General features: G+C 69.4%; 10 protein-coding genes. 4 read left to right on the top strand and 6 right to left on the bottom strand.

All coding sequences use genetic code 11. The annotated features are described in order from the left end of the window. Nucleotides 1–263: 263 nt before the first annotated feature. The gene (locus tag G6O69_RS04730) at nt 264–3029 is read right to left on the bottom strand and encodes a hypothetical protein (protein ID WP_172302338.1); all 2766 of its coding nucleotides are present in this window, start codon (nt 3027–3029) and stop codon (nt 264–266) included. 484 nt (nt 3030–3513) lie between these two features. Between G6O69_RS04730 and G6O69_RS04725 the strand changes: the two genes are divergently transcribed. Then, nucleotides 3514–6024, top strand: coding sequence for a hypothetical protein (locus G6O69_RS04725; RefSeq protein WP_172302337.1), 2511 nt, complete (start codon nt 3514–3516; stop codon nt 6022–6024). A 120-nt stretch (nt 6025–6144) separates the two neighbouring features. Here G6O69_RS04725 and G6O69_RS04720 read toward each other — a convergent pair whose 3' ends face one another. From G6O69_RS04720 to ileS, 3 genes are all read right to left on the bottom strand, one after another. Further along, a complete protein-coding gene (locus G6O69_RS04720) occupies nt 6145–8445 on the bottom strand; it encodes a bifunctional salicylyl-CoA 5-hydroxylase/oxidoreductase (protein WP_172302336.1) in 2301 nt (766 codons plus the stop codon). A gap of 294 nt (nt 8446–8739) precedes the next feature. Then, nucleotides 8740–9705 carry a hypothetical protein gene (locus G6O69_RS04715; RefSeq protein WP_172302335.1) on the bottom strand — a complete coding sequence of 322 codons (966 nt, stop codon included), beginning with the start codon at nt 9703–9705 and terminating at the stop codon, nt 8740–8742. Between the two features lie 139 nt (nt 9706–9844). Beyond that, entirely contained in the window at nt 9845–13198 is a 3354-nt protein-coding gene (gene ileS / locus G6O69_RS04710; RefSeq protein WP_172302334.1) for an isoleucine--tRNA ligase, read from the bottom strand. Nucleotides 13199–13372: 174 nt separating this feature from the next. Here ileS and G6O69_RS04705 point away from each other — a divergent pair, with 174 nt between their 5' ends. Then, nucleotides 13373–14470 carry a purine-nucleoside phosphorylase gene (locus G6O69_RS04705; RefSeq protein WP_172302333.1) on the top strand — a complete coding sequence of 366 codons (1098 nt, stop codon included), beginning with the start codon at nt 13373–13375 and terminating at the stop codon, nt 14468–14470. A 101-nt stretch (nt 14471–14571) separates the two neighbouring features. On the opposite strand, the gene G6O69_RS04700 is transcribed toward G6O69_RS04705, so the two are convergent. Continuing rightward, nucleotides 14572–16038, bottom strand: a complete 1467-nt coding sequence (locus tag G6O69_RS04700; protein ID WP_172302332.1) for a cytochrome P450 — start codon at nt 16036–16038, stop codon at nt 14572–14574. 39 nt (nt 16039–16077) lie between these two features. Between G6O69_RS04700 and G6O69_RS04695 the strand changes: the two genes are divergently transcribed. Next, entirely contained in the window at nt 16078–16725 is a 648-nt protein-coding gene (locus G6O69_RS04695) for a TetR/AcrR family transcriptional regulator (protein WP_172302331.1), read from the top strand. A 165-nt stretch (nt 16726–16890) separates the two neighbouring features. Beyond that, on the top strand, nt 16891–18168 hold the full coding sequence (locus tag G6O69_RS04690) for a hypothetical protein (RefSeq protein WP_172302330.1): 1278 nt from the start codon (nt 16891–16893) through the stop codon (nt 18166–18168). A 76-nt stretch (nt 18169–18244) separates the two neighbouring features. On the opposite strand, the gene G6O69_RS04685 is transcribed toward G6O69_RS04690, so the two are convergent. Beyond that, a complete protein-coding gene (locus G6O69_RS04685; RefSeq protein ID WP_172302329.1) occupies nt 18245–20149 on the bottom strand; it encodes a serine/threonine-protein kinase in 1905 nt (634 codons plus the stop codon). Nucleotides 20150–20261: the final 112 nt, after the last annotated feature.

Raw genomic sequence — 20261 nt, 5'->3', positions numbered from 1 at the left:
TGGTTGGGCGGAGTCTAACTGGTTTTGACCCCCTCGGGGGGTGTGGGGGTTGGGGACCACTGGCGGTCTCGGGCGGGATGGTTGGTGGTGCTCGCTGAGCACGTGGTGATCCCCAAGGAGGGGGCCTGGTCTCCGCTGATCTTTTGACCTCCCTCGTAGCGGGGCGGGGGGAGGAGGTGGTCTTCGCTGATCTTTTGATCTTCCTCGTTGAAGAGGAGAGCGCAGGAGCACACTGAAATTATGTGGACTTGCAGCAGCAGGGTTCACTTTGGCCCCAGGTTGGCGCGGGCTTCGATGGCGAGGCTCAGGCGTGATTGGTCACCGATGCGGGCGAGGTGGGCGATCCAGGCGTCGTGAACTCGGGGCTGGTCAGGGGTCCGCTCGAGCATGGTGGGCAGGATCCACTCGGCGAGGTTGGGGTCTGCAGCGGCCGCGGCGTAGAGCCTGGGTCGGGGGGGCAAAAATTCTGGTTCGATCTCGTAGGCCGCGAGGTGATGGGCGAGGGCGTCACGTGTTGGCGGGGTGTCCGTGGCCGCGAGCGTGGATGCTCGCAAGATGGCGATCTCGCCTTCGAGGTAGCTGGCGAGGGCCGCGGCGAAGCGAGCGGAGCGCTGGCGCAGGGCGGCGTGGGCTCGAGGGGAGGCGGTGACGAGGGGGTCGGGCCAGGGGACGCGGTGGGCGAGGATCCGCTCGAGGTTCTCGGCGCCGGTGAGCGGGCCGACCTCGGCCCTGGGCGCCCACAGCTCGACGCGGGGATGGAGGTCGTCGTTGACGGGGCCCTCGCCGGCGAGGGCGGCCAGGGCCGCGCGATCGAGCATGTAGCCGGCGAAGAGATCGTCGACCTGGGTGAGGGCGAGGGGGGCGTAGAGGTCGGCGTTGGCGGGGTCTTCGAGGCGCGCCCGCAGGCCCTCGAGGTCGATCCGCAGCGGCTCGACGCTGCCGAAGAGGCCGAGCGCAGGGGTGGAGGCGTTGTAGAGGGCGAGCATGGCGTGGGCCTCGGGGAGCTCGGCCAGGAAGCTGCGCGAGATGGTGGCCAGGCTCTCGGCGTCGAGCTGATGGAGGGGGAGCCACTGCACGAAGAGGCCGCCAGGGGCGAGGCGATCCCGGGCGGCGGCGAAGTGCTCGCGGGTGTAGAGCCCGCCCGCGCCGTCGCGCGCGGGGTGGAAGAGGTCGGCGACGATCACCTCGTGGCGCAGGTGGGGGTCGTCGGCGAGCAGCACCCGGCGCGCGTCGGCGGCGAGCAGGCGCGCGCGCGGGTCATGGGCGAGGCCGGCGTTGACGGCCTCGAAGTAGGGGAGCATCTCGAGCACCTCGGGGACGAGCTCCACGCCGGTGAGCTGACCGACGCCATAGGGACCCAGGCCGGCGCCCGCGGTCGCGCCGGTGCCCACGCCCAGGAAGAGCACGGAGCTGGGGAGCGCACGGCGAGGGTCGAGGCCGAGGAGCAGGGGCAGGTGACCCATGCGGCGCTCGCCGATGCTCATCGCGCCGCCCATGCGGTAGTAGCGATCCACACGCAGGCGCCGGAGGGGAGGCGGCGAGGTCTCGCTGACGCTGACCACCCCCAAGGCGGCCTCGCGCCGCTCGAGCAGGGTCCAGCCCTCGCCTTCGCTCTCCTCGGTGTCGATCAGGACCAGCGAGCCGGCGGCGGCCGTGAGGCCCATGACGGAGGCGCCGCCGAGGGCCGCGGCGAGGGCCAACTGGCGGCGAGGGAAGCGGCGGAGCCAGGCGACGGCCAGGGCGAGGAGCAGGTAGCCCCAGGCGACCACGGACCAGACCTCGAGGTAGCTCAGGCGTCCGAGCAGGCCGAGCCCAAAGAGGGCGGGGGCGACCGCGGCCGCGAGGGCGTTGATGGCCAGCGCGCCGCCGATCGCCCGGGGCACGCCCGGGGTCGACGCGCCGTCTGTGGTGGGGGCGGCCAGGAGCGCCAAGAGGTGGGCGAAGCACAGGCCCATGACGAGGGTGACCGGCCCGAGGACCAGCGCGGCGACGCCGACCTCGGCGAGCTGCCGGCGCGCCCAGTCGGAGCTCGGTGGCACCAAGCTGGCGAGCAAGGTCGGGCTCGCCGTGGCCACCCAGGCCGCGAGCGCGACGAGGATCGCCTGGGCGAGCAGGAGGACGACGAGCACGGTCGCGGGGCGTCGGCCGAGCAGGGCCCGGCTCGCGCGGGCGTGCAGGCCGGCGCCGGCGGCCGTGCCCAGCAGCCAGACCGCGAGCAGATCCGCGAAGCTGTAGATGGTGCCCGACAGGCGCTGCGCGAGGACGCGGACGGCCACGACCTCGAGGCCCAGGCCGAGCAGGCCGGTGAGCGCGATGGCCAGGTAGAGCAGCCAGCGCTCGCGCAGCAGGTGATCGTCGGGATCTCCGTCGCCCACGCTCGGGGTCGGGGAGGTCCCGGAGGGCGAAGGGGAGGGGGAGGGAGCGGGCGCTGCGATCAGGGCGAGGCCCGCGGCGCCCAGGCTCAGGGCCGCGGCGACCAGGGAGGTCATGGGGACGCCCAGCTGTGGGAGCAGCAGGTGGATCGTGACGAGCACGCCCAAGGTCGCGCCCAGGGTGTCCATGGCGTAGAGCCGCGCGAGGCCGCGGGCGTCGTCGGTGGTCTGCCGCCGGCGCAGCTCGATCAGCGCGGGCAAGGACGCGCCGACGGCCGCCGTGGCCGGGAGCAAGATGGTGGCCGCCGAGAGCACGGCCAGCCCCGGCCTCGGCGCGAGGCCCAGGTAGGCCGGCAAGACTCGGCCGAGGGCCGTCAGCAGACTCGGCGAGGCCGCTGCGTAGCCCGCCGCGACGAGCTGGAGCCCCGCGAACACCCAGGCCGGCCGGCGCAGGCGCGCCGCGAAGCGGTGGCTCAGGCCCGCGCCCGCGGCCAGACCGGCGAAGAAGCCGGCCAACACCGAGAGCACGCCGAGCTGCTCGTGGCCGAGGGCGAGGCCGAGGAGGCGGGTCCACGCGGTCTCGTAGGCGAGGGCCGCCGCACCGGCGAGGGCCGCCGTGAGGGCGAAGGCGACCTCGCGTACGCGCTGGGCTTGCACCTCGGGGAGGCTATCAAGTCGAGGATCGCGCGACCACGCGGGGCGCTCGCACGGCCAGTCGGCGGGCCAGCGTCCCGTCGCATCTCGAGCCTCAAGACACTGAAATTCCAAGTTAATCTCAATGGAGTCCCCCTCGTCCGAAGGCCAGCCTTGCGCCCCGGCTGGGTGATCCGGGTAGTGACCATCGCGTGGGTGAAGGGTCCCCCGTCGTGCTGAGGGACCACCAGCGCATGAGACCGATCGAGCTCACGAAGCGCCGCCGTCAGTCGACGGGTCATGGGTACCTGCCGGATCTTGTCGTGCTTGCTCACGCCGAGGCGAGGGCTACCTCTTCGTCCGAAGGGGGCGCTCGAGTCTGGGACAGTTTCCAACTGTCAACATAAAAACACATTAAAATTGGCTACACTCTTGCGCGTAATCGAACTTTGATCTCATATGCTCAGAGCATGTCAAGTGACGCGAGAGGGCCATGCGGGAGCTCTAGATGGCCATTCAGTCAGGAACCGCAGCGCTCTACAACCAACCTCCCAACTACCGCTGGGAGGCCTACAACCGCGACGGAAAGATCTACGCGGTCCTCTACTCCCAAGACGACACCACCCAAAAGGTCATCGACTGCGCGCCGGGGTGGGACTGCTACAAGTCCGCCCCCGCGATCCGGGCGACGCCGATTGACCCGAACGCGGTCAACCCGAACCAGCGCGCCATCGACGTGTTCTTTGCGACCGCTGACTCCCGCCTGGCCATCGCGCGGATCACCTTCGACTATACCCCCGGGGGGGCGCCCTCGAACCCCACCTCGCAGGTCACCAAGCTCTGGTACGACCAGGACGGAGACGGGAGCGACTCGACGCTGCCGACGACGGGCGTGAGCGTCTCGCCCATCGATGGAGGCGTCGTCACGATCACCCGCAACGGCGCGAAGAACAGGAACCTCCTGTGCTTCTTCTCCAACGAGGACCTCGCGGACCTCGGCAGCAGGGTGGTCGCTTCCCAAGCCCACGAGCTCGAGACGCCGGACGGGTCGCTCAACCTCGATCGCACCATGGGCACCATCATCAACGGCGTGCAGACCCTCGCCAACGGCGAGGGCTACGCCGCGACGAACATGCTCGTACTCGGCATCAAGGCGACGTCTGGAAGCCCGGGGATCTACGCCGTGGAGTACTACCTCGGCAACGACCAAGGCGACGCCTTCGCGCCTTCACTGCTCGGGTCGCGCACGGAGCTCCTCACAGCCAACATCTCGTCCATCGCTACCAATCGCCCCAAGGTCCAGACCGCGGTCGACGGGCGCGTCTACATCTCGTTTTACCAAGACGACGACGGCGACGCGACCGTGACGCAGTTCGTCCGCCACGGCACGGGAGATCACGGAGAGGACCGCAGCTGGAGGCAGGTCGAGCACGCGTTCCCTGGCGTCGCGGAGCTCAGCAACGTCACCATGTGGACCTCGCCCGGGCTCGCGTACCGCTCGGAGCAGTCCAACGACGAGATTCAGACCCAGCAAGAGCTCGAGAACCTGACGACGCAGGTGTTCCCCGTGACGCGAAGCTGCAGCGTGGTCTACGGGAGCGGAGGCCTGTCGCTGCAGACCGACATCTTTGGTCACCTGCGCCGCGAAGCGCTCCCCGTGGTCAGCGCGATGGTGATGCCGCCGGTGCTGCTCGGGGTGGTCCGCGGCGCCCCCCCGATGTCGAACACCATCATCACTCAAAACCCGGGCCGAGCCGGCTACCAAAAGTCCTCGGTGAAGATCGTGCAGTCCGAGTCCGTCCTCGCCGAGACCGAAGTCTCCGCGCAATTCGGCGCGTCCCTCAACGTCGGCGGCGCGGTCTCGTGGGGGGTCGGGGTCGAAGAGATCGCGGGCACGAAGAAGACGCTCTCCTTCTCCATCGCCCTGGGCGCGATGTTCAGCAGCGTCTACCAGCAGATGGACCGGATGAGCAGCGAACTCACCATCGACACCGCACAATACCCCCTAGACCCCATGGGAGGCGGCTACTTCGTCCCGCCGTGGGGCTACGCCTACTTCATGCTCGCCGGCCTCGCTGGCTACGCCTACTACTTCGTCGACGAGTCGACCTCGGACTACGACTCGGACGACACCCTGCCAAACCTGCCGATTGACGCTACCGTGCTCTACGAGTACGCCTCGGTCCGCAAGGAGTACGTCGCGCTACCCTTCGACATGCGCCCGGATTGCGAGTGGAACGGCATCCCCGCGGCGGTCCCTGGAGATCTCGGCGCATACGCCGAGGACGCTCGCTACACCGCGCTGAGCGAGCAACCTCAGCTCTCCTTCGCCTCGTCCCAGGGGAGCCCTCAGGTGGGGTGGGCCATCGGAAACGCATCCGCGACGACCGTCGACTATGAATTTGCCCACAGTGACCGAAACGTGAGCCGGCACAGCATCAGCATCGACGCCGCGATGCGCTTCGCCTGGAAGACCCGCGTGAAGTCCAACATCGGCGCGCTCGAAGCCAGCGCCTACGGCGAGGTGGGGGTGTCCTTCGCCTACGCCCAACAAAGCGCGAGCGAGACCGCCTCGACCTTCACCCTCGAGTCCAGCCTCGACATGCGCGCCGCCACCGGCCCCGGGCAAGCGATCCCGTCGAGCTATACCTCGCAGATCTTCATGGTGAAGGCGGAAGACTTCTCGCCCCAGTCCCAGGAGATGATCAGCTCTTGGGTCGCCGAGCTCGAGGCGAACGACACCCCCTTCAACGCGATCATCTTGGGCCTGGTGAAGCACCAGGATCCGGAAGCCGAGGGGAGCCGGATCGACTCTTCGAACCCCTTCTTCATCGACTACGCGGTGACTAGCATCACCCCGACCGGGTACCAAGAGCAGGTCGAGACCCCCTTCGACCTGTTCGTGGAGCAGGAGAGGGCGTGGCTCGAGGCGCAGGCCGACTCCCCCGGGGGAGAACACGCGACCCGGATCTTCGGTCTACGGGACGCGGTCGAGATCCACCGCCGGTTGAGGTCCTGACCCCGCCCGTTGCCCCGCGGCGCTGGTCCCCTTGCCCAGCGCTCGGGGCGACCGGTGGTGTTCAGGCGCACTCGAGCCGAGCCCCCTCCAACCGAGCCTCCAACCGAGGCCCGGAGACTCTCAGCTCTCGCCGCGCCGCGAGGCGACGAGGTCTGCGGATGACCGCCCCGCGAGGTACTGATCGGGCCAGCGCAGCTCGCGATGCCAGCCCTGCTCGGCCGCCGCGTGGAGCGTCAGGTAGGGGTCGTAGAGGTGCGGCCTGGCGAGGGCACAGAGATCCGCGCGGCCCGAGACCACGATGGTGTTGATGTGATCCCAGCCCTGGATGTTGCCCACGGCCATGGTTGCGACGTCGCGCAGCTCGTTGCGGATCCGATCGGAGAAGGGCGTCTGAAACATCCGCCCGTAGATCGGCTTCGCGTCGGGGTGCGTCTGCCCGGCGGACACGTCGATGAGGTCGCAGCCGTGGCTGTGGAACAGCCGCGCGACCTCGACCGCCTCGTCCTCGCTCAGGCCACCGGGCATCCAGTCGGTGGCCGAGATCCGCACGGACATCGGCCGCTCGCTCGGCCAGACCTCGCGGCACGCGTCCCAGATCTCGAGGGGGAAGCGCATCCGCCCCTCGAGCTCCCCGCCGTAGGTGTCCTCGCGCTGGTTGGTCAGCGGCGAGATGAAGCTCGACAGCAGGTAGCCGTGGGCGGCGTGGAGCTCGAGCAGATCGAAGCCCGCCTCGGCCGCGTGGCGCGTGGCCTGGACGTACTGGGCTCGGATCTCCCGCATGTCGGCGCTCGTCAGCGCCCGGGGGGTCTGAGAATTCTGATCCCAGGCGAGAGGAGAGGGCGCGACGAGCTCCCAGGCCTGATCCGGCGGCAGCGGGCGTCCCCCCTTCCACAGCACCTCCGTGCCGCCCTTGCGCCCCGCGTGGCCGATCTGGACGCCGATCTTGGCGTCGCTGTTGGCGTGGCAGAAGTCGACGACCCGCCGCCAGCCCTCGACCTGGGCCTGGTTCCACAGCCCAGCGCAGCCGGGGCTGATCCGCGCCTGCGGGGAGACGTCGGTCATCTCACAGATCACCAGGCCCGCGCCGCCGATGGCTCGGCTGCCGATATGGACGAGGTGCCAGTCGTTGGGCACCCCCTCGCTGGCCGAGTATTGGCACATTGGGCTGACGACCACGCGGTTGGAGAGGGATAGCGCGCCGACCCGAAAGGGCTGGAACATCGGCGGCGGGACCGGCTGCTCCGCCGCCACCGGGTTGCCGACGTGGGCCGCGAACCAGCGATCCAGGCCGTCGACATAGCGAGGGTCGCGGACGCGCAGGTTCTCGTGGGTGACTCGCTTGCTGCGGGTCATCATGCTGACCACGAGCTGCTGCGGCTCGAAGTGCTCATAGCGCGAGATGTCCTCGAACCACCGCTGGCTGACCCGGGCCGCGCGCTGGAGCTTGGCGACGTCGAGGCGGCGACGCTCCTCGTAGATGCCCAGGCGCTCGCGCACGGGCAGCTCGGGCGACTCGGTCAGCGCCGCGACCAGCTCGATGGCGTCCTCCATGGCGAGCTTGGTGCCCGAGCCGATCGAGAAGTGAGCCGTGTGTGCGGCGTCGCCGATGATCACGATCGGCGGGAGCCCCTCGCCCTCGGCGGGGAGGTGCCGCCACGACCCGCAGACAAGCTCGGGGAAGGACAGCCAGCGCGAGCGGTTGCCCATGAGCTTGGCGCCCGCGAGCTCCGGCGCGAAGAGCTGCTCACAGTAGGCGATGCTCGCCGCCTCGTCCGCTTCGTGGAGCCCCGCGTTGCGCCACGAGGCCTCGTCACACTCGACGATGAAGGTGCTCGTGTCCGTGTCGAAGCGGTAGGCGTGGACCTGGAACAGGCCGTGCTCGTTGTTGCGGATGATGAAGGTGAAGGCGTCCCACAGGCGATCGCTGCCCAGCCAGATGTAGCGTGAGCGACCGGTGGTGATCGTCGGCTCGAAGCTCTCGCTGAAGCGGGCGCGAGCCTTGGAGTTCACGCCGTCGGCGGCGATGATCAGGTCGCAGCCGGCGAAGTCCTCGAGATGCTCGAGCTCGCTGCCAAAGCGCAGCGTCACCCCGAGTTCGCGGGCGCGCTCCGTGAGGATGTTCAGCAGGTGGACCCGACGGATGCCCGCGAAGTCGTGGCCGCGGGAGGTGATCTTTTCGCCCTTGAAGTAGGTGTCGATGGCGTCCCAGCGCGAGAAGGCGCGGGAGATCTGCACGAAGCTCTGGGCGTCGGCCTCGGCGAAGTGGCCCATCGTTTGCTCGGAGAACACCACCCCCCAGCCCCAGGTGACGCCCTCGGGGTTCTTCTCGACCACCGTGACCTCTGCGGTGGGCAGGGCCTTCTTGAGAAGAATCGCGCTGTAGAGCCCCGCGGGGCCGCCTCCGACGATACCGACCTTCATCTCCTCGGCAGTCTGCCATGTGGACGAGGACGCAGGTGCCTGCAAAAGCGAGCGCTCGGGTGCGTCAGGCAACGTCGCGCCCATACATCGTGAGCTGCCTCGCGCAGAAGGATGCGCGCTCTCGGAGCCCGTGGTGAAACCCAACACGACACCTGGCTTGGTCTTTTCGCCGAGGGCTTTGTCGCCAAAACTTGCAGTACGCCCGGTACAGCGGCGTTTTGGCTTCGCGCCCTCGACGAAAAACCCGGCGCCAGGAGCCGCGCTGGGTTCCACCACGGGCTCCTAGGTGTGACATCAGGGCGCCTCGAGGGTCTCCGCAGTAAAGACGTCCGTCGCATCGTTGGCGAGCTTGGCTCGATCTCGCCAGCGCTCGAGCTGCGTGAGCTCGCTGCAAGCGATGACGCGTTCGCGCTGCGCGTCGGAGAGCGCGAGGCCGCGCAGCTCGAGGATCGTCAGCACCAGCTGCTGTAGACCCTTTGCGAGGCCCTCGTCGAGCCCCTTGGCGCGGCCCTCGTCGAGCCCCTTGGCGAGGCCCTCGTCGAGCCCCTCCGCGCGTCCGTCATGAAAGGCCACGCTGCGCCGTTCGATGTCACTGATCTCGTGTGTCTGCATGTTCATCGCTCCCAAGATGAGCTCGCGGTCGTCCTCGTCGAGGGCCGAGAGCATGTACGAGGCATATCGCCAGCGGCGCTGGTCTTCGAGACGCAGCACCGCCTTCAACGCTACGGTAAAGGGCTCGAGGTTGCCATGGGCGGCGTGGATGATGCCCGAGAGCATGGCCCAGCCGGGGCGCTGGGGATCGTCGACGGTGGTGACGACCGGCATGTTTTGTCGGTCGACGACGAGCAGGGCGTCACGGGGCGGGAGCTGGCGCTTGCCGAGGCCGCGGGCCCAGGCAGAGACCTGGTCGGACAGGGCGATGACCAGGAGGGCGGTGACGTAGCCGAGCTCCTCGGCGACGAGGGCCCAATAGACCCACAGGCGAGCGGCCTTTTGGCGGTCGGGTCTGCGCTGGGCCTCGATGACGATGCCGACGCCACCGTGCGGATCCGTGGGGTGGTCGCCACAGAGGACGCCGTCGGGGCGAAGCTCGTGCGTATCGCCAAAGCATGGGGCGAAGCGGTCGATGACGCTGTGGCGGGCGCGGAGGTCCCGGAGGGCGGGGAGGTCGAGGCCGAAGAGCTCGCGGAGGATGCGAAAGGCGAGGGGCGGCTCGTCGATGAGGATGCGGGCGATGCCTTGGTGGAGGGTGCTGGGCATGGGTGAGGGCATCGCAAGGCTCGGGCCAGGGGAAAGTGAAGTGATATCAAAGGGACGTAGATATGCAGACGGCCAGTCAGCGGGACAGGGTCCCGCCGACTGGCCGTTCTCCTTTGAGGCGACTGGCTGACGCGTGCGCTCAGGCGCCCGCGCGGCTCAGCGAGAGGGTGAGTGCCTCGCCGTCGATCTCGTCCTCGAGGCTGTGTCCCTCTCCGGAGGCGTCGGCGACGACCTCGAGCTGGGCGCAGAGCGTCTCGCTGGCGACGAGCTCGTGGAGCTCGGCGCGGGCCATGGCAGCGCCGAGCTTGGGCCCGCAGGCCACGCGCAGCGCGATGCGATCGCTGACGTCGAGCTCGGCGGTCTTGCGCAGGCCCTGGACGCGGTTGATCAGCTCGCGGGCGAGGCCCTCCTGCTCGAGGGCCTCGTCGACGTTGGTGTCGAGGACCACGGTGATCCCCGCCTCGCTCTCGGCCACGCGCCCGGGCAGGGGATCGCGGCGAAACACGAGGTCGTCGGGGCCGAGGGTCTCGCCCTCGAGCTCGACGCTGCCGCCCTCGAGCACGCTGCGCAAGGTCGGGCCGTCGAGGGTCTCGACCGCCTTGGCGACGACCTTCATCTTCTTGCCAAGGCGGCGGCCGAGGACCTTGAAGTTGGCCTTGGCCGAGAGCGCGACCAGGCTCGAGTCATCCTCGGCGTAGGCCACGGACTTGACGTTGAGCTCGGCGAGGACGTCGTCCTCGAAGGCGCGCACGGCCTCGCGGACGGCGGCGTCGCGGCTGGCCACGGTCAGCGAGGCCAGCGGCCGGCGCACGCCGATGCGCTCGCGCTCGCGCAGGCCCATGGCCAGGCCGACGACCTTGCGGACCAGGGCGACCTGGGCCTCGAGCGCGGGGTCGATCCGCGCCTCGTCGACCTCGGGGAAGGGCTGGAGGTGGACCGAGTCGCTGTCTTTGCCCGTGGCCAGGCCGAGGTCGACGACCAGGCGCTGGTAGAGGTGCTCGCAAAAGAAGGGCAGGACCGGGGCCATGCAGCGAGCGATGGTCACGAGCACGCGGTAGAGCGTGGCGTAGGCCTCGCGCTTGTCGCGGTCGTCCTCGCTCGCGCCGCGCCAGTAGCGTCGCCGGCCGCGGCGGATGTACCAGTTGTTGAGCTCGTCACACATGCCCAGCCAGGCCGGGACCAGGTTGTCGAGGTTGTAGGCCTCGAACTCCCGGCGCAGCTCGGACACGAAGCTCTGGACCCGCGAGAAGATCCAGCGGTCGAGCTTGCCCGCGGGCGCGCCCTCGAGGTCCTCGGGTGCGGGCGTCCACCCGTCGGCCCGGGCGTAGGTGACGAGGAAGTTGTAGGCGCTGAAGAGCGGGAGGATCGCCGCCTTGACCATGTCGCGGACGACCAGACCTTCGCTGTCCTTGGCGTCGCGACCGAAGCGCATCGGCTCGGCGCGGACGACCGGCCCGGAGATCAGGTAGGCCCGCAGGGCGTCGGCGCCGTAGCGCTCGACCACGGTCATCGGGTCGGGGTAGTTCTTGAGCCGCTTGGACATCTTCTTGCCGTCGGCGGCGAGGATCAGCCCGTTGACGACGACGTTCTCGAAGGCCGGCCGGCCGAAGAGCGCCGTGGCCAGCACGTGCAGCGTGTAGAACCACCCGCGCGTCTGATCGAGGCCCTCGGCGATGAAGTTGGCCGGCAAGTTCGACTCGACGTAGGTCTTGCGCGCGGCGTCGAAGGGGTAGTGGTTTTGCGCGTAGGGCATCGAGCCCGACTCGAACCAGCAGTCGAACACCTCCTTGACCCTGCGCATGGTCCCGCCGGGGGTCTTTTGCGAGGGGAAGGTGATCTCATCGACGCGCTCGCGGTGGAGGTCGTCGATGGTCCCGGGCTCGAGGCCGGCGAGGCCCTCGAGCTCGGCGATCGAGCCCACGCAGACCATGTCCTCGGGGTCCTCGTCGCAGCGCCACACCGGCAGCGGCGTGCCCCAGTAGCGGTTGCGGCTGAGGTTCCAGTCGCGGGCGCCGGCCAGCCAGTTGCCGAAGCGGCCGCTGCCGACGTGCTCGGGGACCCAGCGGATCGGCTCGTTGTTGGCGATCAGCTGGTCGCGGAGCTGCTCGACCTTCATGAACCACGTCGAGATCGCCATGTAGAGCAGCGGTTCGTCGGTGCGGTAGCAGTGCGGGTAGGCGTGGACCAAGGTGTCCTGGTCCACGAGCTTGTCCTCGGCCTTGAGCCTGGCGAGGATCGCCTTGTCGGCGTCCTTGGCCCGGAGCCCGGCGAACTCGCCGACGCGCTCGTCGAACACGCCGTTCAGGTTCATCGGGCGGATCAGCGGGAGGTCCTCGGCCTGGCCGACGAGGAAGTCGTCCTCGCCGAAGGCCGGGGCCTGGTGGACGATGCCGGTGCCGCTGTCGGTGGTCACGTACTCGGCGGCGACGACCCGAAAGGCCCAGCGCGAGCCGTCCTCGCGCTCGCGGTGATCGGCGAAGAAGGGCAGCAGCGGCTCGTAGCGCAGGCCGACGAGGGCGGCGCCAGGCTTGCGGGTGAGCTCGCGGGTCTCGCCGATGCGCCCGCGGGCCTGGTAGTCGGCGAGGCGACCGGGCTCGATCCACGCGCGCTCACCGGTCTCGGCGACCTCGACGAGGGCGTACTCGACCTCGGGGTGCACGGCGAGGGCGAGGTTGCTGGGCAGGGTCCAGGGGGTCGTGGTCCACGCCCACAGGTAGACCTGGCCGTCGGCGCTCCCCCCGGCGCCGTCGGGGGTCCCGGGCTCCACGCGAAAGCGCAAGGTGACGCTGGGATCCTGGCGCAGCTTGTGGCCGTCCTTGCCGGTCTTGGGGTTGCGCTCCTGGGGCCCCTGGGCGACCTCGAAGTTGGAAAGGGGCGTGCCGAGCAGCGGCGAGACCGGCTGGACGCGGTGGCCCTCGTAGATCAGCCCCTTGCCCCACAGCTGGCTGAACACCCACCACACGCTCTCCATGAACGAGGTGTCCATGGTCTTGTAGTCGTTGTCGAAGTCGACCCAGCGACCCATGCGCTGGACGACGCTGCGCCACTCGGCGGTGTAGCGCAGCACCCCCGCTCGGCACGCGGCGTTGAACTCGGGTACACCGAGGGCCTCGATCTCGGCGCCGCCATGGACGTCGAGCTGATCCTCGACGAGGCTCTCGATGGGCAGCCCGTGACAGTCCCAGCCGAAGCGGCGCTCGACGTGGTAGCCCTTCATCGCCCAGTAGCGGGGGATCACGTCCTTGATGGTTCCGGCGAGCAGGTGCCCGTAGTGGGGCAGGCCGGTGGCGAAGGGCGGGCCGTCGTAAAACACGAATTCCGGCTTGTCGGCGGGGGTCTCGTCGCTCGCCTCGCCCTCACCCTCGCCCTGGCCGTGTAAGCTGCGAGCCTCGACCCGGTTGTCTCGCCACAGCGCGAGGATCTCGTGCTCGATGGCCGGAAGGTCGAACTGTGCAGGGGGCGCCTCGAACCCAGTCTCGCGTGGCTCTTCCATGGTGGTCGGGCCACGCTAGCCGGCTGCTAGGCCAGCGGCAACGCGGGGCAGCACGTGACTCAAGGCACGATCTCGCCCAAAACCAACGTGCGCCCAGCCCAACCCAAGCAGCCGACCCCTGGCTATGGCATCCTGGCCCATGGACCGCTATCCTGCCCCCTCGGAGTCCCCCCAATGACGAAGCGACTGCTCCCCTTCCTGTTGCTGGCTTGTACCGCTGTCACCCTCAACGCTTGCTCTGACGACGGCAGCGAGATCGGTGACGGTCTAGAGATCTTCATCGACGATTGGGAGGAGGTCCTGCGCGGCCCCGCCGACTCGGTCGAGACCCTGTCGATCGGGGACCAGCTGACCAGCGACAACTTCGCCAACCGCGGCGACATCGAGGTCACCTACGTCGAGGGCGCCACCGAGATCGTCGTCGAGATGCAGCGCTTCACCGTGGCCAAGTCCCAGGGGCAGGCGGACGAGGCCTTCGGCCGCATGGCGGCCTGGACCTACGACATCTCGAGCCCGAGCAAGCCCGATCCGACCATGGACGAGGCGCTGTGCTTCGCCGAGGAGACCGAGGACTGCTACGTGCGGACCTACTACGACGGCCAGATCCAGCCGACGCGCGACGGCGCGAACTTCCGGGTGAGCATCCCCGTGGGCTGGGACGGCGACCTCGTCCTGGTCACCGAGGACAACCTGGGCCAGGGCAACTACCCCGATCGCAGCGACGTCAGCGTCATGGGCCTGGCCGGCAACCTGGAGGTCACCCTCGACTCGGGCAACGTCGCGGTCAAGCTCGATCCGAGCATGCAGCACTACGCCGGCTGCGGGAGCAACGACGCCTGCGAGGAGATGGACCACGCGCCGGACTGTGGCTGCACCGAGCCCACGAACATCGTGGTCGAGAACGAGGCCGGCCAGTCCTCGAACGTCACCGTCGACCTCGCGGATCCGGACAAGTGGTACACGGTCCAGCTCGAGAACAAGGGCGAGTTCTCGGCCAGCGACGACTTCATCTGCACCGCGACCATCGACTGCTCGGCGTTCGCGGACTGCCTCATCGATCCCGACTTCGAGAACGTCGACTACAAGCAGTGGGCGGAGATCAACTACCCGGGTGAGCCGGCGATCGCCGGCGCTGGCCTGCGCATCGACGTCGCCAGCGAAAACTGTGAGAACGTCGAGTTCGTCGACGACCCCACGGGCTTCGACATCGAGAACGGCGTCCCCGAGATCGAGAAGCGCGGCGACCTCAACGTCTGCGTCAACTGCCTGTAAGCCCGACTGCGGGCACGAGCTGCGCCCCGGCGCCGTCTTCGACGGCCCGGGGCGTGTTCGTTTTGGGGCCCGAGCGGGCTTCGGGCCTCGGGCTTCGGGCCTCAGACGGGGCGGTGGCTCAGGCGCATCTTCAGGCCGTGGCGAGGCCGCAAGGTGACGGAGGGCTCCGGGCGCAGGTCCTGACCAGGGAGCAGCTCGAAGCGGAAGCGCTGGATCAGCGTGGCGAGGACCAGCTTGGCCTCGTAGCGCGCGAAGTTGAGCCCGATGCACTGGCGCGGCCCGCCGCCAAAGGGGAGGTAGGCGTAGCGCGGGCGGCCCTGGCTGCGCGCCTCGGTGAAGCGATCTGGGTCGAAGCCCTCGGGGTTGTCCCACAGCCGCGGGTGCCGGTGCAGGGTCCAGGGGACGATCGCTATCATCGTCTCGGCTGGGATGAAGTAGCCGCCGAGCTCGAGGTCGACCTTGGTCAGGCGCTCGAAGATCCACGCCGGCGGGTACAGGCGCATGCTCTCGTCGATGACCCGCCCGGTGTAGGCCAGGGCGTCGAGGTCGGCCATGGTCGGCGGCCGATCCCCGCAGACCTCGCGGACCTCGTCGACCAGGGCGCGCTCGACCGCGGGGTGCTGCGAGAGCAGCATCAGCGTCCAGCTCAGGGCCTGGGCGGTGGTCTCGTGCCCGGCGAGCACCAAGGTCATGATCTCGTCGCGCAGCTCGACGTCGCTCATCCGCTCGCGCCCGGTCTCGTCGGTGGCGCGCATCAGCATGCTCAGCAGATCATTGGGCAGCGCGGCCTCGTCGTGATCGGCCAGGGCTCGGCGCTCGCGGATGATCCGCTCGACGACGTCGTCGAGCACGCGCTTGGCCGCGTTGAAGCGGCGGTTGCGGGGCGTGGGCACCCAGGGCGGGGGCGCGAGCTGCATCGAGGCGATCGTGAAGTTGGCGTGCTCGAGCACCGTGGTCAGGGCCGGGCCAGCGTCGCCCGCGTCGTGGGAGAGCTCCGTCGAGAACAAGGTCAGGCCGACGATGCGGAAGGTCAGGGCCATCATCGCGGCGTGGACGTCGACGGTCGCGTCGGCCGGGCCTCGACCGGCGCTCGTCGACAGGCGCGTGGACCAGCCCTCGCCGAGGTCCACGGTGCAGCGGACCATGGTGTCGCACAGCTCCAGCAGGCGCTTGTGGTGAAAGGCCGGCGTGGCGAGCTTGCGCTGGCGCTTCCAAAACTCGCCGTCGCTGGTCAGCAGGCCCTGACCGAGGACGAGGCGCAGGCCCTCGTAGTTGGGGCTGCGGGCCATGTCGCCGGCGCGCTCGAGCAAGACCGTGCGGATGTCCTCGGGGCGGTGGATGGCGACGAGCTCGAAGGGCCCCAGGCGATAGCGGACGGTGTCGCCCTGCTCGAGCAAGCCGCGCTCGAACATCGCCAGGGCGTCGTCGTGGATGTCCAGGATGCTGCCGACCAGCGGCAGTCCCGGGTGGCGAGGGGGGAGCTCGCGCGCGCCGAGCTCGCGTCGACGCTTCCAGGTGCGGGCGAGCGCGTCGAAGAATTGAGACTGGGAAGCTGAGGATGTCCTCATGTTTGACAGGATGAGAGGATTTCCTCAGTTTTTCAAGCTGTGCCGAGGGCGAAGAAAGAGCGCTGTCTCCCCAAGCAAGAGCGGAGTCGACGTCGCTACGAGGCCATCGTCGACGCGGCCGCGGAGCGCTTTGCGACCCTGGGCTTCGACGCGACCACGATGGACGCGGTTGCGAGCGACGCGCAGACCTCCATCGGCAGCGTCTATCGCTTCTTTCCCGACAAGCACGCGCTGTTTCGGGCCGTAGCGGAGCGGGCCATGGCCCACGTGGAGCAGACTTTTCGCACGGCAGTGGCGGGGGCGGGCGCGGGGCAGTGGCGAGCGCTGCTCGAGCGCAGCATCGACGCCTTCGTCGAACTCCACGAGCGCGACTTCGCGGCCCGGGCGGTGCTGACCAACATGCAGCTCTACGGCGAGTACGCCGAGGCGGACCAGGCCATGAGTCGGGCCTTCATCGTGACCACGGCGGCGCTGGTCCGCAGCTGGGCCCCGAGCCTCGACGATGGCCAGGAGGATCCGGCGCTCCAGCCCTCCAAGATGCTGGCCACGGTGATCATTCAGACCGTGTCGAGCATGCTGATCTACAGCCAGAGCGAGACGCCTGCGGTGCGCGTGGCCCTCTTCGAGCACTGCAAGTCGATGATCTGCGGCTACCTGGAGCCCTTCTTGGGCGGCTCGCCGGGCTGAGGCCGAGGACGCGCCGTGCCAGGGGGGCACGGCTGGTCACTTTGGACACGTGCGGGAGGGCCAGCGTGTGCTACGCGCGTTGGCGATTGGGTTTTGTGTGCGCGCCTCGAGCCGAGCCGGGCGAGCGCCTCTTCGAGCGCCGAGAAAGGGCGTAGGCTCGCGCTCATGACGTTGTACTTCGAGCCAAGGCTCTTCATTCGGGAGGGCGCGCTCGCCCTCGGCTTGGTCTTCGTGCTCTCGGCCTGCTCCGACGACGGCGGCGTGGACGACGATGTTGGCGAAGGCGAGACGGGCGAGACGGGCGAGTCGGGCGAGACGGGCGAGTCGGGCGAGACGGGCGAGACCGTCGATCGAGACGAGCTGATCGCCGAGCTCGCGGCGCCGGGACCCTACGCCGTCGGCCACCTCGAGGTCGAGGTCAGCCACCAGGCGGTGGGCGTGGACGAGGCGCGAGTGCTGCCGGTGCACGTGTGGTACCCCGCCGCGGACGCCGAAGGCAGCGCGACCAGCTACGACCTCGCCGGCGTGGTCACGGTGCCTTCGCCGCTGGCCGTGGAGGCGCCCACGGTGGCCGAGGGCAGCTTCCCCGTGGTCATCTACTCCCACGGCTCGGGCGGCGAGGGCATGCTCGCCTATCCCTACGCCGAGCGCTTCGCCTCTCACGGCTGGGTGGTGCTCTCGCCCAGCCACGTCGGGAACACGACCAGCGACGCGGTCGCCGGGACCTCGGACGATCTGCTGATCGCCGGCGTGAACCGACCCCAGGACATCTCGGCGGTGCTCGACGCCGCGGAGCTCGGCTTCCCCGAGGCCCCGGCCCTCGACGGCGCCATGGACTTCGAGCAGGTGTTCATGTTCGGGCACAGCTTCGGCGGCTACACGACCTTGGCGATCGGCGGCGGCCTGCCCAACTACGACCTGCTGCTCACGCTGTGCACGGCCAGCGAGTGTGACTTCCTGGCCCAAGACGATGTCGAGGCGGCGATCGAGGCTGGCTTCGCGGACCCGCGGATCGACGCGATCTCGCCCCAGGCGCCAGCGCGCACCGACCTCTTTGGCGACGAGCTCGCCACCCTCGCGCCGACCTTGCTGCAAAGCGGCGAGCTCGACATCACCACGCCGGAGGCGAGCTCGGCCACGCCGGCCTGGGCTGGCCTGGCCAACCCCAGCGACCTGTGGATCGACCTGCCCTACGGGGCCCACTACTCCTTCATCACGATCTGCGACGACATCGACCCCGAGCTGCTCGAGCTCTTCGTGCCCGGGGTCAACATGGACGGCTGCGGCGAGGGCTTCACCCCGACGAGCGAGCTCGTGCCCGTGCTCGCGACCTACACCCTGGCCTTCGCCAGGGCCCACGTGCTCGGTGAGTCCCGGTGGCTGGCGGTGTTCGAGGGCGAGGCGCTCCACGAGGACATCGAGCTCCACGCGCACGGCGAGTGAGCCATGAAAAACACGCCACCAGCCAGAGCGCTGGTGGCGTGTTTGCGCCTGGGCTGCGGCCTGCTGGCCGCGCCGCTCATACGACGCCGGTTGCGACGGCGCCGGAGCTGGCGAGCATGCGCTCGATCAGGCGGCTGCGCGAGTTGTCGACCTCGAGGGTCAAGAGCACGCGACCCTTGGCGAGCTCCTCGCGGAGGCGACGGAGCTTGACGTGGGTGCTGGCCGCGCCGGCGATGCCCGCCGCCACGCCGCCAAAGAGCGCGGCCGCGAGGCAGAGCAGGGCGAGGTCCATGGGATCCGAGCCGAGGATCGAGCTCGGCCCGCCGATGCCGGTGAACACCCCGGCCATCATCAGGCCGAAGCTCAGGCCGAGGCTGAGAGCGACGAGCAGGCCGCCGACCACGGCGGCGCGCAGAGAGAAGGTGCCCGAGGGCGGGAGCTCCAGGTTGAGGATGTCCCGCTCGTGGATCGCGGCGCTGGCAAACTCGCGCTCGAGCTCGCTGACGCTGGCCCGGGCGCCGAGGGTGTCGAGGGCATGCTCGGCGCGGGCGCGCTGGGGAAAGAGGGCATAGACGAGGTTCATGGTGGCTCCTTGAAGTTTGGGGTTGAGTGTTTCGATGTGGCTCGGGCGTGTCGTTTGGGCACGCTCGCGGAGGACCGCTAGGAGCCCGTGGTGAAACCCAACACGACACCTGGCTTGGTCTTTTCGCCGAGGGCTTTGTCGCCAAAACTTGCAGTACGCCCGGTACAGCGGCGTTTTGGCTTCGCGCCCTCGACGAAAAACCCGGCGCCAGGAGCCGCGCTGGGTTCCACCACGGGCTCCTAGCGGCGCCGATTCGCCCGTGTTCAGGCCTGGCTCCTGGTTCGAGGCTGGGTCTGAGTCCTGAAGTCGTGCTTGGTCGCGCTCGCGCCTGGGGATCCCCGCCGCGCGCGGCGCCTGGCCGCTGCGCCGAGCAGGATCCGTCAGCTGGACCACGCCCTGGATGCGCGTGGGCTGGGCGGCCGGCTCGCGGGTGGGGGCGCCGAGCTCGGAGAGGGTCGCCAGCCGGCGCAGGTCATCGGCGAGGGCCGCCGCGCTCTGGTAGCGCTCGTCGGGGTTCTTGCTCAGGGCGCGGGCGTAGATCGCCTCGAGGCCAGGCGGGAGCTCGACCCCCGCGGCCTCGGCGAGGCGCTCGAGGCTGCGGGGCGGCTCGTAGATGTGGGCCGCGAGCATCGCCGAGGGGGTCCGGGCCTCGAAGGGGAGGGCGCCGGTCAGCATCTCGCCGAGGATCAGCCCCGCCGAGTAGATGTCGCTGCGCCGATCCACGGCCTCGCCGCGCGCCTGCTCTGGCGACATGTACTCGGGTGTGCCGAGGATGTGGCCTTCCATGGTCAGGCGCTCACCGAGCGTGTCGTCGAGGCACAAGGCGATGCCAAAATCGACCAGCCGGATGGACTCGTGTCCGTCCTCGAGCACGCGGAAGCAATTGCCCGGCTTGAGGTCGCGGTGGACCACACCTTCGCGGTGGGCGACCTCCAGCCCGGCGCAGATCTGGAGCATCAGCGCCAGGACGCGCGACCAGGGGAGCGGCCCCTCGCGCTCGAGGGTGCGCCGGAGATCCTCGCCATGGAGCAGCTCCATGGTCAGGTAGACGACCCCGGCCCTGCTCGAGCCGAAGTCGAGGACCTCGACGACGTTGGGGTGGCGCATGCGGGCGACGACCTGGGCCTCGCGCATGAAGCGACGCAGCAGCTGTGGGCGGTTGGAGCTCTCCTCCGTCAGGACCTTGAGCGCGACCATCCGGCGCAGGCGGATGTCGAGGGCGGCGTAGACGCTGGCCATGCCGCCGCGGCCGATCTGGCGCAGGACACGGTATCGGCCGGCGATCAGCGGCCTGCGGGAGGGATCGTCGCCGACGCGCTCGAGCTCGCCGAGCGAGGGCTCGCGGACGGTCGGGGTGTCGATCGGCCGGGTCTGCTCTTCTCCCCGATCTCGGGGCACCACTTTGTCGACCGGTTGGTCGAGCTGGTGTTTATTGAGGAGGTACTGCAACCGGGATGACTTAGGTGCAAAGCCCGGGCCAGGTCGCTCGACCGTGCTCGACCGACCCGAG

It is taken from the genome of Pseudenhygromyxa sp. WMMC2535, assembly GCF_011083025.2.
This window is presented reverse-complemented; position numbering and strand designations above follow the sequence as displayed.

Coding starts and splice junctions, on each gene's coding strand:
- G6O69_RS04725 (WP_172302337.1), top strand. CDS start 3,514: ATGGCCATTCAGTCAGGAACCGCAGCGCTCTACAACCAACCTCCCAAC.
- G6O69_RS04720 (WP_172302336.1), bottom strand. CDS start 8,445: ATGAAGGTCGGTATCGTCGGAGGCGGCCCCGCGGGGCTCTACAGCGCG.
- G6O69_RS04715 (WP_172302335.1), bottom strand. CDS start 9,705: ATGCCCAGCACCCTCCACCAAGGCATCGCCCGCATCCTCATCGACGAG.
- ileS (WP_172302334.1), bottom strand. CDS start 13,198: ATGGAAGAGCCACGCGAGACTGGGTTCGAGGCGCCCCCTGCACAGTTC.
- G6O69_RS04705 (WP_172302333.1), top strand. CDS start 13,373: ATGACGAAGCGACTGCTCCCCTTCCTGTTGCTGGCTTGTACCGCTGTC.
- G6O69_RS04700 (WP_172302332.1), bottom strand. CDS start 16,038: ATGAGGACATCCTCAGCTTCCCAGTCTCAATTCTTCGACGCGCTCGCC.
- G6O69_RS04690 (WP_172302330.1), top strand. CDS start 16,891: ATGACGTTGTACTTCGAGCCAAGGCTCTTCATTCGGGAGGGCGCGCTC.